Genomic DNA, 14,889 nt, shown 5'->3' on the forward strand with positions numbered 1-14,889 from the left:
GGCAGCGTCAGATGTATATAAGAGACAGGAGCCAGGGAGCTTGGGATCGGGGCAGGGGAGCTTCAGGACGTTGCGGCTGAGGAGCTTGCGCTGGTGGGGGCATTGGGGGACGTCCAAGCGCGCGCGAAACAGGCGGAGCGGGAACGGGATGCCAGGCCGCTGGTGTTCTGTTTGGAGAGAGTGGCCGGGGCGTACCACGACGTGCACGAACGCTGTCCCGCGGTTCCCCAGGGTGATGAGGAGCCCGGGGCGGTGCATGCCGGGCGGGTGGGTTTGGCGGAGGCCGTGCAGGTCGTCCTCGGCAACGGGCTGAACGTGATCGGTGAGACCCCTAGAGAGCGGATATGAGTCGAGTACATCCAGCCGGCCCCATGCACGCCGATGTCCTGCCCGAGGAGCATCCGGTAGGGCCGGCGGACGATCTGAACGCGCTGGAGCCCACGGTGTGGCCGCGGAGCGCCAGGCGGGAGGAGGGCGTCGTCACCGTCGGTGGGGTCGACGTCCGGGATCTGGCGCGCGAGTACGGGACGCCTCTGTACGTCTATGACGAGGAGGACGTCCGAAGCCGCGCCAAGGAGTATGTGGCGGCGTTCCATGATGGGAGCGTGCACTACGCGGGCAAGGCGTTTCTCTGTACGGCCCTCGCGAAGTGGCTGAACGAGGAAGGGCTCGGCCTGGACGTGTGCAGTGGGGGTGAGCTTGCCGTTGCTCTGGCGGCGGGGTTCCCTACCGAGCGCATCACTCTGCATGGGAGCAACAAGTCGTCCGCGGAGATCGCGAAGGCGCTGGAGGTCGGGGTCGGGCGGATCGTGCTCGATTCCTACGAGGAGATCGCCCGGGTGGGGTACCTCGCCCAGCAGATGGGTGTCCGGGCCAAGGTGATGGTGCGCGTCACCACGGGTGTGGAGGCGCACACCCATGAGTTCATCGCGACCGCTCACGACGACCAGAAGTTCGGATTCTCCAGGAGTTCCGGGGCCGCCCTGGAGGCGGTGCGGCGGGTGCTGGAGCTGAAGCAGCTTGAGCTGGTGGGGCTGCACAGCCACATCGGGTCGCAGATCTTCGAGGTGGACGGGTTCCAGGTGGCGGCGCACCGGCTGGCGGAGCTGCTGGTGGCGATCCGGGACGAGCACGGCATCGAGCTGCCGGAGCTGGACCTCGGCGGCGGGTACGGGATCGCGTACGTGCCGGGGGAGGAGCCGCACGACCCGAAGTCGATCGCGGACGGGCTGCGGGAGATCGTGGCGCGCGAGTGCCGGGCGTACGAGCTGGCGATGCCGCGGCTGACGGTGGAGCCGGGCCGGGCGATCGTGGGGCCGGGCGGGGTCACGCTGTACGAGGTCGGGACGGTCAAGGACGTCGAGGGCCTGCGCACCTACGTGTCCGTGGACGGCGGCATGAGCGACAACCTGCGCACGGCGCTGTACGGCGCGGAGTACACCGCGGCGCTGGCGAGCCGGTCGTCCGAGGCGCCGCCCATGCTCAGTAGGCTTGTCGGCAAGCACTGCGAAAGCGGCGACATCGTGGTGCGCGACGTGTGGTTCCCCGAAGATCTTGCGGCCGGGGACCTGGTGGCGGTCGCCGCTACCGGTGCGTACTGTCGGTCGATGGCCAGTAACTACAACTTCGTCCCGAAGCCGGCCGTGGTGGCGGTGCGGGACGGCAGGTCGCGCGTGATCATCCGCCGGGAGAGCGCCGAGGACCTGCTGCGGCTCGATGCGGAGGTCGAAGCGTGAAACCCGGTCTGCGCGTGGCGCTCCTCGGATGCGGCGTGGTCGGTACCGAGGTCGTCCGGCTGCTGCGCGAGCAGGCGGACGACCTGGCGGCGCGGGTCGGGGCCCCGCTGGAGGTCGCGGGGATCGCGGTGCGGCGGCCCGACCGCGTCCGCGAGGGCGTCGACCCGGAGCTCCTGACGACGGACGCGCACACGCTGGTGACCAGGGACGACGTCGACATCGTCATCGAGGTGATCGGCGGCATCGAGCCGGCCCGGACGCTCATGCTGGAGGCGATGAAGTCCGGCAAGTCGGTCATCACGGCGAACAAGGCGCTGCTGGCCGAGGACGGGGCGACGCTGTTCGCGGCGGCGCGGGAGTACGGCGCCGACCTGTACTACGAGGCGTCCGTCGCGGGGGCGATCCCGCTGCTGCGGCCGCTGCGCGAGTCCCTCGTCGGCGACCACGTGCACCGGGTGCTCGGCATCGTGAACGGCACCACGAACTACGTCCTCGACCAGATGGACACGCACGGCGCGGGCTTCAACGACGCGCTGGAGGAGGCGCAGTCGCTGGGGTACGCCGAGGCCGACCCCACCGCCGACGTCGAGGGGTTCGACGCGGCGGCGAAGGCGGCGATCCTGGCGCAGCTCGCGTTCCACACCCCGGTGACGGCGGCGGACGTCCACCGCGAGGGCATCACCGAGGTGAGCGCCGCGGACGTGGCGGGCGCGCAGGGGATGGACTGCGTCGTCAAGCTGCTGGCCATCTGCGAGCGCATTCCGTCGGAGGGCGGCCGCAACGGACGCGGTGTGTCCGTTCGCGTCTATCCGGCGATGATTCCGCGGTCGCATCCGCTGGCGAGCGTCCGCGAGGCGTACAACGCGGTGTTCGTCGAGGCGGAGTCGGCCGGTTCGCTGATGTTCTACGGCGCGGGCGCCGGCGGTGCCCCGACGGCGTCGGCGATCCTCGGCGACCTTGTCGCGGTGGCGCGGAACGTCGCCGGCGGTACGCCCGGACCGGTCGAGGTCACCTACGCCAAGCTCCCCGTCCTGCCGATGGGCGAGACGGTCACGCGCTACTACATCCAGCTGGACGTGACCGACGAGGCCGGTGTCCTCGCCACGGTCGCCGAGGAGTTCGCCAGGCACGGGGTGTCGATCCAGGCCGTCCGGCAGGTCGGGCTGGGCGAGGAGGCGCAGCTCGTGGTGGTGACGCACCGGGCACCGGACGCGGCGCTGTCCGCGACGGTGGAGGGCCTGCGCGGGCTGGAGATAGTCCGTGAGGTGGCGAGCGTCATGCGAGTCGAAGGCGAAGAGTGAGTCTCCGGAATACGATTCGGCGGCTACCGGTAGAATCCGGATGACATCGCAGGTCAGCGAGGAGACCCACTTGAACGCGAACGCCCGCGCGTGGCGTGGCCTAATCGAGGAGTACCGAGACCGCCTCCCGGTGACGGAGGCGACGCCGGTCGTCACGCTGCTGGAGGGCGGCACCCCGCTGCTGCCGGCGCGGCGGCTCTCCCAGCTGACCGGCTGCGAGGTGCACCTCAAGGTCGAAGGCGCCAACCCGACCGGGTCGTTCAAGGACCGCGGCATGACGATGGCGATCAGCAAGGCCGCCGAGGAGGGCGCGAAGGCGGTGATCTGCGCGTCCACCGGCAACACCTCGGCGTCCGCCGCGGCGTACGCGGTGCGCGCCGGGATGACCTGCGCGGTCCTCGTCCCCAACGGCAAGATCGCGATGGGGAAGCTGGCGCAGGCGCTGGTGCACGGCGCGCGGCTGCTGCAGGTGGACGGCAACTTCGACGACTGCCTGGAGCTGGCGCAGAAGCTCGCGGTCGACTACCCGGTGGCCCTCGTCAACTCGGTCAACCGGTTCCGGCTGCTCGGCCAGAAGACGGCGGCGTTCGAGATCGTGGACGCGCTCGGCGACGCGCCCGACGTCCACTGCCTGCCCGTCGGCAACGCCGGCAACATCTCCGCCTACTGGATGGGCTACAAGGAGTACGCCGCGGACGAGGTGGCGTCGCGGACGCCGCGCATGCTCGGGTTCCAGGCGAGCGGCGCCGCGCCGTTCGTGAAGGGCGAGCCCGTCCTGAAGCCGCAGACGATCGCCACCGCGATCCGGATCGGCAACCCCGCCTCGTGGGACCTCGCCGTCGCCGCGCGGGACGAGTCCGGCGGCGCCATCGACTCGGTCACCGACCGGCAGATCCTCGCCGCCTACCGGCTGCTCGCCCGGGAGGAGGGCGTGTTCGTGGAGCCCGCCTCGGCGGCGAGCGTCGCGGGCCTGCTGCAGGCGAGCGAGCGGGGCGATGTGGAGCGCGGCTCCAAGGTCGTCTGCACGGTGACGGGCAACGGCCTCAAGGACCCCGACTGGGCGATCTCCGGTGCGCCCGCGCCGACCGTCATCAAGGTCGACGCGCACTCCGCCGCGTCCGAGCTCGGTCTCACCTGACGTGGGCTGGACGGAGGGGCCGGTGCTCGTGCGGGCACCGGCGACCAGCGCCAACCTCGGCCCGGGGTTCGACTCGCTCGGCCTCGCGCTGTCCCTGTACGACGACGTCGAGGTGGAGGTGACCGGCGGCGGGCTGTCCATCGAGGTGGCCGGCGAGGGCGCCGAGGTCGCCGACCGCGGCGAGCGGCACCTCATCGTCGAGGTCATGCACCGCACCTTCGGGCTGCTGGACGAGCTGGCCGGATCCGGACTCGGCCGCCCGCCCGGCCTGCGGCTGCGCTGCACCAACCGGATCCCGCACAGCCGCGGCCTCGGCTCGTCGTCCGCCGCGACCATCGCCGCGATCGTCGCGGCCCGCGCGCTGCACCCCGGCGGGAAGCTGTTCGACGACGAGGCCGCGCTGCGCCTAGCGACGGAGATCGAGGGGCATCCCGACAACGTCGCGCCGTGCCTGGCCGGCGGGCTGACCGTCGCGTGGACGTCCCCGCACGGCCCGCGGCTCGTCCGGCTGGAATCGCAGGTCACGCGGGTGGTGGCGTTCGTCCCGGAGCAGCGGCTGGCGACCGAGCGGGCCCGCGGGCTGCTGCCGCGGACCGTCCCGCACGAGGACGCCGCCGCCAACGCCGGCCGCGCCGCGCTGCTCATCGCGGCGCTCACCGGCGGGCTGGACCGCGAGATCCTCCTCGACGCGACGGACGACCGGCTGCACCAGGAGTACCGCGCACCGGCGATGCCCGCGTCCGCCGCGCTGGTCAGGACGCTGCGCGCGGCGGGCGTCCCTGCGGTGATCTCCGGCGCGGGACCGACTGTCCTGGCCTTCACAAACGCGTCACAACTTGATTCGATGGCGTCCGGAGTGGGTAATGGGTGGCTCAAGCACCCATTGGACGTCGCGGCCCGCGGCGCACGCGTCATGACCGGACGAACCGAGTCCCGGCCCTGACCGCGGCGCCCCCGGGGGCCGTCGCGGCGTCCGGCCGGTGCAGGTCCCGGCCTGAGCCCGCTAGGTAAAATGCGAACACAACGACCTCTGGGGAATAGCAGTGCGGCCTGGTGATGTTAGGCTGAATGCCGCACCAGATGCCCCGTTCGGGGCAGCGTGCTCGTCAGCCGCGCGTCGCCGGATCGGCCCCTCGGCCGTGTCGGTCCCGCGTACTAGGCTTCCCGACACCGTGACAATCCGTTGTCCGGCATCCCAGCGAAACTTCGGACGTGGCGGTACCGGGAACACGCACGAGCGAACCGTCCCGTCCACCATCTGGCTGTGCCCAGAACACGCAGATCCCGGCCCCACCGTGATCAGCGGAGCCCGTTCCGGCGCCCCCGCCGGACCGCATTACCGGGTCGACTGGCCGGGCACCGGCCAACGCCCGCTCCCTGGGAAGGACCCTTAGTGAGCGAATCCAGCGAACTCCTTACGGACGCATCGAGCACGGGAACCGCCGACGCCGCAGCGGCCGGCGCGGAGCCCGCCACCCCCCGGCGCCGCCGGTCGGGCACCGGCCTGTCGGCGATGGTGCTCCCCGAGCTCAAGGCGCTCGCGTCCAGCCTCGGCATCACCGGCGTGACCGGGATGCGCAAGAGCCAGCTCATCGCCGCCATCCAGGAGAAGCAGGGCGCGGGGCAGGGCTCGGCGGGGGGCGAGCAGGGAGCCGCTGCCGGAGCCGAGGCCGGATCCGCCGGGACGAAGACCGAGCGTCCCCGCCGCACCCGCACCGCGGCGGCCAAGAGCGAGGCGCCCGACGAGCAGATCACCATCGCCGACGCCGAGCCGGCGGGCGGGCAGCCCGCCAAGGGCGAGGAGCAGGCCCCGGCGGACGACCAGTCCGGCCGGCCGGCCGCGAAGACCGCCGAGAAGCCGGCCGAGAAGGCCGACGCGCGGCAGGACCGCTCCGACCGGCAGAACGGCCGGCAGCGCGGCGACAGGCAGGACCGCGGGGGCTCCGAAGGGCGCGGCGAGCGCGGCGAGCGGCAGGGCCGCGACCAGGGGCGCGACCAGGGCCGTGAGCAGAACTCCGAGGACGGCGAGTCCCAGGGCGGGCGCGACGGCCGGGACGGGCGCGAGGGCCGCGAGGGCGGCCAGCGGCAGCGGCAGCGCGGCGGCCGGGAGCGCGGTGACCGCGGTGACCGGGGCGACCGCGGTGACCAGGGCGGCGGCCGCCAGCGGGGCCAGAACCAGGGCGGCGGCCAGGGCGGCGGCCAGCACGGCCAGCACGACGATGACGACGGCAGCGGCCGGGGCCGGCGCGGGCGCCGGTTCCGCGAGCGCAACCGCGGGCGGGGCCGCGAGCGTTACGAGGAGCCGGTGATCAGCGAGGACGACGTCCTGATCCCGGTCGCGGGCATCCTCGACATCCTCGACAACTACGCGTTCGTGCGCACCACCGGCTACCTGGCGGGCCCGAACGACGTGTACGTCTCGCTCGCGCAGGTCCGCAAGAACGGGCTGCGCAAGGGCGACGTCATCACCGGCGCGGTGCGCCAGCCCCGCGAGGGTGAGCGGCGCGAGAAGTTCAACGCGCTGGTGCGCCTCGACACGGTCAACGGGATGGAGCCCGAGCAGGCCAAGGCCCGCGTCGACTTCAGCAAGCTGACCCCGCTGTACCCGCAGGAGCGGCTGCGGCTGGAGACCGACCCCGGCATCCTGACCACGCGGATCATCGACCTGGTGTCGCCGATCGGCAAGGGGCAGCGCGGCCTGATCGTGTCGCCGCCGAAGGCCGGCAAGACGATGGTGCTCCAGGCGATCGCGAACGCGATCACCAAGAACAATCCGGAGTGCCACCTGATGGTCGTCCTGGTGGACGAGCGTCCGGAAGAGGTCACCGACATGCAGCGGACGGTGAAGGGCGAGGTCATCCACTCGACCTTCGACCGTCCCGCCGAGGACCACACCACGGTCGCCGAGCTGGCGATCGAGCGCGCCAAGCGGCTGGTCGAGCTGGGCCACGACGTCGTCGTGCTGCTCGACTCGATCACCCGCCTGGGCCGGGCCTACAACCTGGCGGCGCCGGCGTCCGGCCGCATCCTGTCCGGCGGTGTCGACTCGACGGCGCTGTACCCGCCGAAGCGGTTCTTCGGCGCGGCGCGCAACATCGAGAACGGCGGCTCGCTGACGATCCTCGCGACCGCGCTGGTGGAGACCGGCTCGCGGATGGACGAGGTCATCTTCGAGGAGTTCAAGGGCACCGGCAACATGGAGCTGAAGCTCAACCGGGCCCTGGCCGACAAGCGGATCTTCCCCGCGGTGGACGTCGACGCGTCCAGCACCCGCAAGGAGGAGATCCTCATGGCTCCGGAGGAGCTGCGGGTCGTCTGGCAGCTCCGCCGCGTGCTGCACGCGCTCGACACGCAGCAGGCGCTGGAGCTCCTCATCGAGAAGATGAAGGAGACCAAGTCCAACGCCGAGTTCCTGCTGCAGGTCCAGAAGACCACGGTCTCCGACGACCGCTGACGGCGTTCCGCGACGCCCCCGCCCGGCCCCGGGCGGGGGCGTCCGCGTTCCCGGACCTTCGGGTTAGCCCCACCCCCGGATGGCAGGCGCACGTCATGGTCGCGGGCGCCGCCGGCCGCCAGGCTTGGACCATAGGCTGGAACGGCACGGAGGGACGACGTGGGCGAGCTGAGCAGGGCCCCCGGTGATGGGGGCGCGACGGCGGCGGCGGCGCGCTGGGCGGCGGAGCGGTGGGCCGCGGTGCTGCGGGCCGGCGGGGAGACGGCGGCGACCGTCGCGAACGGCCCGTGGACGCCGCTCGCCATGGCGAAGTCGTCGCTGACCTGGCGTTCGGCGATCTATCTGGGCGTCAGCATGGCGTTCGGGCTCGGCTGCTTCATCGGGCTGACCGTCGGGCTCACGCTGTCGTTCGGGCTGCTGATCATCTGGGTCGGGCTGCCGATGCTGGCGCTGATGATGGTCGCGTGGCGGTGCGCCGCGATCCTGGAGCGCCAGTTCGTCCGCGCGGCGTTCGGCGTGCGGATCCCGAGCCCGTACCGGCCGCTGCCAGCGGGAGGCAACCCGCTCCGCAAGCTGAAGGGCATGGCGTCCGATCCCGCCACCTGGAAGGACCTGCTCTACCTGGCGCTGCTGTTCCCCGTCACGCTGGTCGAGTTCGTCGTGTCGGTCGCGGTCTGGTCGGCGACAGGGATGCTGCTGGCGATGCCGGTCATCGTGGCGGTGGACGGCGGCGCCGAGGTGGGCCTCGGGTTCGTGTCGTACTGGGCGGGGACCCCGGTGGCGGCGCTGCCGCTGACGGCCTGCGGCGTGGTGGCCCTCGTCCTGGCGATGTACGCGACGCGGGTGATGGCGATCGGCCACTCCGCGTGGGCGCGGCTGATGCTGGGCCCGAGCATCGCGCAGGCCGAGAACCTGGAGCTGCGCAAGCGCACCGAGCACCTGCGGGCCAGCCGCGCCCGCGGGGTGGACGCCGCCGAGTTCGAGCGCCGCCGCATCGAGCGGGACCTGCACGACGGCGCCCAGCAGCGGCTGCTGTCGGTCGCGATGGACATCGGGCGGGCCCGCGCCAAGCTCGACGACGACCCCGAGGGCGCGCGGGCGCTGATCGAGCAGGCCCACTCGGGCACCAAGGAGGCGATCGCGGAGCTGCGCGACCTGGCCCGCGGCATCTACCCGGCGATCCTCACCGACCGCGGCCTGGACCCGGCGCTGTCGGGGCTGGCGGCCCGCGCCCCGGTGCCGGTGGAGGTCGAGGTGGACCTTCCGGAGCGGCCCCCGGCGGCGGTGGAGAGCATCGCCTACTTCATCGTGGCCGAGTCGCTGGCGAACATCGCCAAGTACGCCCGCGCGACCCGCGCGTCCGTCCGGGTGGCGCGGGAGGACCGGTGGGTCGTGGTCGAGGTGACCGACAACGGCGTCGGCGGTGCGGTCGCGCGGCCGGACGGCGGCCTGGCGGGCCTCGCGGACCGGGCGGCCACCATCGACGGCATGCTGCTGGTGGACAGCCCGCCCGGCGGCCCCACGATCGTCCGGGCCGACCTGCCTTGCACCTGGTAGGCGGTGCGGGGCCGCGCGCCGGGTCGCCCGAGGCGGCCCGGCCCGCCCGCGCCCGCACGGATACCGAGGTGGCCCGGCCCGCCCGCGCCCGCGCTGATACCGAGGTGGCCCGGCCCGGCCGTGCCCGCGCCGATACCGAGGCGGCCCGGCCCGGCCGTGCCCGCCCCGATAATGGACCGATGCGGGTAGTGATCGCCGAGGATTCGGTGCTGCTGCGGGAAGGGCTCGTCCGGCTGCTCGCCGACGCGGGGATCGAGACGGTCGCGACGGCGGGCGACGGCCAGGGCCTCCCCGGGATCGTCGAGGAGCACCGGCCCGACCTCGCCATCGTCGACGTCCGGATGCCGCCGTCGTTCACCGACGAGGGGCTGCGCGCGGCCATCGCCGTCCGGGAGCGCCTGCCGGGCACGCCGATCCTCGTGCTGTCGCAGTACGTGGAGGAGCGGTACGCGACCGACCTGATCGGCGGCGGCGCCGAGGGCGTCGGCTACCTGCTGAAGGAGCGGGTGGCGGACGTCGCCGAGTTCATCGACGCGGTCCGCCGCATCGCCGCCGGCGGGACGGTCATCGACCCGGAGGTGATCGGCCAGCTGCTCGGCCGGCGCCGCACCGGCGACCCGCTGGACGCGCTGACGCCGCGGGAGCGGGAGGTCCTGGCGCTGATGGCGCAGGGACGCTCGAACGGCGCCATCGCCGAAGACCTCGTCGTCACCGAGGGCGCGGTGGAGAAGCACATCTCCAACATCTTCATGAAGCTGGACCTCCAGCTCGCGCAGGGCGGGCACCGCCGCGTGATGGCCGTCCTCGCCTACCTGGGCCGCGACGGCGGCTGACGGTACCTCAGCGACCCCGCGACCACGCCGCCCGAGCGCCTGGAGACCCGGTGCGGCCGCCCCCGGCGGGCGCGCCGGGCGCCGGGACGGGGAATGCCCGATGACCTCGCCACGTTCAGGTATCTGGCACACTTGGAGCGAGTCGTTCCCATCCGGGGCGCCGGCGGACCGGCACCGCGGGCCCCGACCGGGATGGGCGCGGTTCACGACCGCTGCGGTACCGGTTCACGTCTCCTGCATCACCCATGGCCCTGTCGGGTGCGAACGGCCATGTGACCCGTGGGACGCCCGGCGACCGCCAGAAGCGAGGAGAGCCATGAAGTCCGACATCCACCCGAACTACGTCGTCACGACCGTGACGTGTACGTGCGGCAACACCTTCGAGACCCGCAGCACCGCCGAGAACGGCGTCATCCACGCGGACGTGTGCTCGAACTGCCACCCGTTCTACACGGGCAAGCAGAAGATCCTCGACACCGGCGGCCGGGTCGCGCGCTTCGAGCAGCGCTACAAGAAGAAGGCCGGCAAGTAGGCCGAGCGCCGCACACAGCGACCAGGGACGGCCCGGGGAGACCTCGCGAGGGTCCCCGGGCCGTTCGGAGTCGGTTCCCGGAGGCCGCCGCCCCCGGGGGCCGGGACGGGCCAGGACACAGCGTGAATCTCGACGATCTGATCAGCGAATACGCGAGCATCGAGGACCGGCTCGCGGACCCGTCCGTCCACGCCGACCAGAGCCTGGCGCGCAAGCTGGGCAAGCGGTACGCGGAGCTGCGGCCGATCGTCGAGACGCACCGCGAGCTGACCGCGACGGAGGACGACCTCGCCACCGCCCGGGAGCTCGGCGGGGAGGACGCGGCGTTCGCCGCCGAGGCCGGTGAGCTGGAGCTGCGGCGCGCGGAGCTGGAGGAGCGGCTGCGCCGGCTGCTCGTGCCGCGCGACCCGAACGACGCCAAGGACGTCATCCTGGAGGTGAAGGCCGGCGAGGGCGGCGAGGAGTCCGCGCTGTTCGCCGCCGACCTCCTGCGGATGTACCTGCGGTACGCCGAGCGCGTCGGCTGGAAGACCGAGATCCTCGACTCGCACCTGTCGGACCTCGGCGGGTACAAGGGCGTCACGGTCGCCGTGAAGGCCAAGGGCTCGCAGGACGAGGGCGTCTGGACGCGCCTCAAGTACGAGGGCGGCGTCCACCGGGTGCAGCGCGTCCCGGCGACCGAGTCGCAGGGCCGCATCCACACCAGCGCCGTCGGCGTGCTCGTGACGCCCGAGGCCGAGGACGTCGACGTCCAGATCGACCCCAACGACCTGCGCATCGACGTGTACCGCTCGTCCGGTCCCGGCGGGCAGAGCGTGAACACCACCGACTCGGCGGTCCGCATCACGCACACGCCGACCGGCGTCGTCGTCTCGTGCCAGAACGAGAAGAGCCAGCTGCAGAACAAGGAGCAGGCGCTGCGCATCCTGCGGTCGCGGCTGTTGGCGATGGCGCAGGAGGAGGCCGACGCCGCGGCGGCGGCCGAGCGCAAGAGCCAGGTCCGGACGGTGGACCGGTCCGAGCGGGTGCGCACCTACAACTATCCGGAGAACCGGATCTCCGACCACCGGGTCGGCTACAAGGCGTACAACCTCGACCAGGTGCTGGACGGCGACCTCCACAACGTCACGCAGGCGCTGGTCGACGCGGACATGGAACGCAGGCTGGCCGAAGCCCAAGGATCATGAGCGCAGCGGACTCGGGGGGTGTGGGGGGTCGTCCCCCCTCGAAGGGCGAGGTCATGAGCGGAGCGGACTCGGGGGGTGTGGGGGGTCGTCCCCCCTCGAAGGGCATGAATCTCTTGCTTGACGAGATCGCCAGGGCCACCGCGCGGCTCGCGGACGCGGGGGCGGCCTCGCCCCGCGCGGACGCCGAGGAGCTCGCGGCGGCGGTGCACGGGGTGCGGCGGACGGAGCTGCACAGCGTCCCCGACAGCGCGTTCGACGCCCGGTTCTGGGAGTTCGTCGCGCGCCGCGAGGCGGGGGAGCCGCTGCAGCACATCACCGGCCGGGCGTTCTTCCGCTATCTGGAGCTGAAGGTCGGGCCGGGGGTGTTCGTCCCGCGCCCGGAGACCGAGGTGATGGTCGGCTGGGCGCTGGAGACGCTGCGCGACATGGACGTCCGCGACCCGCTCGTCGTCGACCTCGGCACCGGGTCGGCGGCGATCGCGCTGTCGATCGCGCTGGAGGCGCCGCGCTCGCGCGTCCACGCGGTGGAGAAGGACCCGACCGCGTTCGTGCACGCCACCCGCAATGTCGAGGCGCTGGACGAGCGGGGCCGCGTCCGGCTGCACCTCGGCGACTTCGCCACCGCGCTGAAGGAGCTGGACGGCACCGTCGACCTCGTCGTCAGCAACCCCCCGTACATCCCGATGAGCGAGTGGGAGTACGTGCCGCGCGACGTCCGCGACCACGACCCCGCGGACGCGCTGTGGGGCGGCGGAGACGACGGGCTGGACGCGATCCGCGTGGTCGAGGAGACCGCCCGCCGGCTGCTGCGGCCGGGCGGCTACGTGGCCGTCGAGCACAGCGACCTGCAGGGCAACGACGTGTACTGGGTCTTCGCGGAGGAGCGCGGGTGGCGGGACGTCCGCAACCGCCGCGACCTGACCGACCGGGACCGGTTCGTGACCGCGCGGCTGGCGGCCGAGTAGCCCGTTATCCTTGGCGTGCCATACCCGAGAGCGCTGCGCAGATGGGAAGACGGCGACCGTGAGCCGACGCTATGACTGCTCCGATCCGATGGAGCGCACCCGTGGAATCGCCGAGGCCGTCTCGGCGGTGCGGCGCGGTGAGCTGATCGTCCTGCCGACCGACACGGTGTACGGCGTCGCGGGGGACGCCTTCACTCCGGCGGCGGTGACGGCCCTGCTGGACGCCAAGGGGCGCGGCCGGGAGATGCCGCCGCCCGTGCTCGTCGGGTCGGTGCGGGCCGCGACCGCGCTGGTCGACGACCTCGGCACCTACGGGCAGGACCTCATCGACGAGTTCTGGCCGGGCGCGCTGACGCTGGTGTGCCGCGCCAATCCGAACCTCATGTGGAACCTCGGCGAGACCAAGGGGACCGTCGCGGTGCGGATGCCGATGCACGAGCTGGCGGTCGAGCTGCTGAAGGAGACCGGCCCGCTCGCCGTGAGCAGCGCGAACCTCAGCGGGCAGCCGGCGGCCCGCAGTGCCGCGGAGGCCGAGAAGATGCTCGGCGACGCGGTCTCGGTCTACCTGGACGCCGGCGAGTCGGGGTACAGCGACCCGTCGACGATCATCGACCTGACGGGCTCGGTCCCGCGGCTGCTGCGGGCGGGCGCCGTCTCCGAGAACAAGCTCCGCGCGGTCGTCGGCGTGCTGATGACGGAGGAGGACGAGCCCGGCGAGGTCACGGCGACCCCAGACGGCCCGTCCCCGATCGGCCTCGACAAGTCCTTGCTGAGGAAGGGGAAGACGTCCCCAGCGCTGGACTGGCCGCCTGAGTACGCTCCCGGTACCGCTGAGCCCGCCGACGTCCCCGCCGATACCGGTGCCACCTCCGAAACCGGTGCCGCCTCCGATACCGGTGCCGCCTCCGATGCGAAGCCGTCCCTCAGCAAGGACGCGCAGCCACCCCTCGGCAAGGAGGGGGACGCGCAGCCGTCTCTCGGCAAGGAGGGGGACGAGAAGCCCGCACCCGTCGAGGACGAGGCGCCATCGGTCGCCGCGGACGAGCCTTCCCCCGCCGAGAACGGGGCGGTCTCCGCCGGGCCGGAGGACGGGGATTCCGTCGCCGGGGGCGGCGAAACCCAGCCGAAGAAGGCGTGAATGGGGAAGGTCCCGCCGGGCCGGGCGGGACCTTCGTCGTCAACGGGCGGGAAACGGCTCAGAAGAGCTTCTTGCCCTTGCCGTAGTAGTACTTGCCGGTCTTCTTGTTCCGGCCGCACTCCTGCACCCACAGGTGGCTGCTGTAGCTCGACTTCACGGCGATGGCGACGGTCGCCTTGCCGTCGAAGTTGTACTGCGTGCCGTTCGACGTCGTGCCGATGATCTTGTGGCGGGACCAGTACTGCTTGTTGCCTTCGGTGAAGAGGAAGCGCACGCAGGCGGTCCAGCCGTTCTTCTTGCTGTCCCGCAGGTAGCCCTTCACGTACGTGGTCCCGCCGCTACGGGAGTAGGTGCCCCAGGCGCTGAGGTTCGCGTAGCTGTTGTAGGGGGCCCACTTCTTCGCCGCCGCTTCGGCGGGCGCGCCGACGACGGCCATTCCGGCCATCAGGGTCCCGGCGCTCAGGGCTATTGCAGCGAATCGCCGCATAGGTCGTCCTCCATCTCGGACTCCGGGGGTTAACAGGGCGATAACCTAGCACCAAGATCATGATCATCTTTACGTGTTTTTTACGCTTTGACCAGGGCAGGTCGAAAAGCGGCCGCGGCGCGAACCAATGCGGATGCGGCGGCGTCCAATGGTCTGGGAAGCGTCCGCGCACCGTCCCCGGTACGTCCCGCCGGCCCCTGCGGCACCGCGGGACGGGCCGGGGACCCGGCCGCCTGAGGCCCGCCCGGAGGCCCGTCGCGGCGCCCGTCCATGACAAAGGTCACAGCGGCTATCCCGGCGGCGAGGGGCACATAGCCTGGCGTGAGTATCGCCGTCGTTACACCCGCCCAGCGACGGCCGCGGTGAGACTATGCCTGACGTGCGTGGCCGTGTCCGGGGGCCCGCGATCGCAGCGGGCACGCTGCTGCTGACCCTCGGCCTCATGCTGCCCGGCGAGGCCGCCGCCCGACCCGCCGCCCGCCCGGCAGACACCGGGCAGGTCGGCGAGAACGGCGTTACCGGGCAGGACGGCCCCGCCGGCGAAACGGCCCGCCCCGCGCC

General features: G+C 72.4%; 13 protein-coding genes and 1 pseudogene. 13 read left to right on the top strand and 1 reads right to left on the bottom strand.

Annotated features, from left to right (window positions below; genetic code table 11):
* The first annotated feature begins 45 nt into the window (after nucleotides 1-45).
* From E1200_RS21445 to E1200_RS21500, 12 genes and pseudogenes are all read left to right on the top strand, one after another.
* A complete protein-coding gene (locus E1200_RS21445) occupies nucleotides 46-348 on the top strand; it encodes a DALR anticodon-binding domain-containing protein (protein WP_131953855.1) in 303 nt (100 codons plus the stop codon).
* Entirely contained in the window at nucleotides 345-1,736 is a 1,392-nt protein-coding gene (lysA, locus tag E1200_RS21450) for a diaminopimelate decarboxylase (protein WP_131953845.1), read from the top strand. The genes E1200_RS21445 and lysA overlap by 4 nt, the downstream gene beginning before the upstream one ends.
* On the top strand, nucleotides 1,733-3,037 hold the full coding sequence (locus E1200_RS21455) for a homoserine dehydrogenase (protein WP_131953846.1): 1,305 nt from the start codon (nucleotides 1,733-1,735) through the stop codon (nucleotides 3,035-3,037). Before lysA ends, E1200_RS21455 begins: the two co-directional genes overlap by 4 nt.
* A gap of 40 nt (nucleotides 3,038-3,077) precedes the next feature.
* A complete protein-coding gene (gene thrC, locus E1200_RS21460; protein ID WP_131953847.1) occupies nucleotides 3,078-4,175 on the top strand; it encodes a threonine synthase in 1,098 nt (365 codons plus the stop codon).
* A gap of 22 nt (nucleotides 4,176-4,197) precedes the next feature.
* Nucleotides 4,198-5,118: a homoserine kinase gene (gene thrB / locus E1200_RS21465; RefSeq protein WP_243708738.1), complete on the top strand. Its 921-nt coding sequence runs from the start codon at nucleotides 4,198-4,200 to the stop codon at nucleotides 5,116-5,118.
* A gap of 450 nt (nucleotides 5,119-5,568) precedes the next feature.
* Nucleotides 5,569-7,629, top strand: a complete 2,061-nt coding sequence (gene rho, locus E1200_RS21470) for a transcription termination factor Rho (protein ID WP_131953849.1) — start codon at nucleotides 5,569-5,571, stop codon at nucleotides 7,627-7,629.
* A 159-nt stretch (nucleotides 7,630-7,788) separates the two neighbouring features.
* Nucleotides 7,789-9,186 carry a sensor histidine kinase gene (locus E1200_RS21475; RefSeq protein ID WP_243708739.1) on the top strand — a complete coding sequence of 466 codons (1,398 nt, stop codon included), beginning with the start codon at nucleotides 7,789-7,791 and terminating at the stop codon, nucleotides 9,184-9,186.
* A 179-nt stretch (nucleotides 9,187-9,365) separates the two neighbouring features.
* A complete protein-coding gene (locus E1200_RS21480) occupies nucleotides 9,366-10,019 on the top strand; it encodes a response regulator transcription factor (RefSeq protein ID WP_131953850.1) in 654 nt (217 codons plus the stop codon).
* 316 nt (nucleotides 10,020-10,335) lie between these two features.
* Nucleotides 10,336-10,551, top strand: a complete 216-nt coding sequence (gene rpmE / locus E1200_RS21485; RefSeq protein WP_131953851.1) for a 50S ribosomal protein L31 — start codon at nucleotides 10,336-10,338, stop codon at nucleotides 10,549-10,551.
* Nucleotides 10,552-10,673: 122 nt separating this feature from the next.
* Nucleotides 10,674-11,738 carry a peptide chain release factor 1 gene (prfA, locus tag E1200_RS21490; RefSeq protein WP_131953852.1) on the top strand — a complete coding sequence of 355 codons (1,065 nt, stop codon included), beginning with the start codon at nucleotides 10,674-10,676 and terminating at the stop codon, nucleotides 11,736-11,738.
* Nucleotides 11,739-11,842: 104 nt separating this feature from the next.
* Nucleotides 11,843-12,703 carry a peptide chain release factor N(5)-glutamine methyltransferase gene (prmC, locus tag E1200_RS21495; RefSeq protein ID WP_131953853.1) on the top strand — a complete coding sequence of 287 codons (861 nt, stop codon included), beginning with the start codon at nucleotides 11,843-11,845 and terminating at the stop codon, nucleotides 12,701-12,703.
* A gap of 58 nt (nucleotides 12,704-12,761) precedes the next feature.
* Nucleotides 12,762-13,403, top strand: a pseudogene (locus tag E1200_RS21500) (L-threonylcarbamoyladenylate synthase); the annotation flags it as partial.
* Between the two features lie 496 nt (nucleotides 13,404-13,899).
* Here the strand turns inward: E1200_RS21500 and E1200_RS21505 are convergent.
* Nucleotides 13,900-14,328 (bottom strand): hypothetical protein, encoded by a 429-nt coding sequence (locus tag E1200_RS21505; protein ID WP_131953854.1) that lies wholly within the window; start codon nucleotides 14,326-14,328, stop codon nucleotides 13,900-13,902.
* 370 nt (nucleotides 14,329-14,698) lie between these two features.
* Here E1200_RS21505 and E1200_RS21510 point away from each other — a divergent pair.
* The coding region (locus E1200_RS21510; RefSeq protein ID WP_207933474.1) for a hypothetical protein at nucleotides 14,699-14,889 on the top strand (191 nt) is incomplete at its 3' end.

Origin of the sequence: Actinomadura sp. GC306 (assembly GCF_004348665.1) — a bacterium.
Lineage (GTDB): Bacteria > Actinomycetota > Actinomycetes > Streptosporangiales > Streptosporangiaceae > Spirillospora.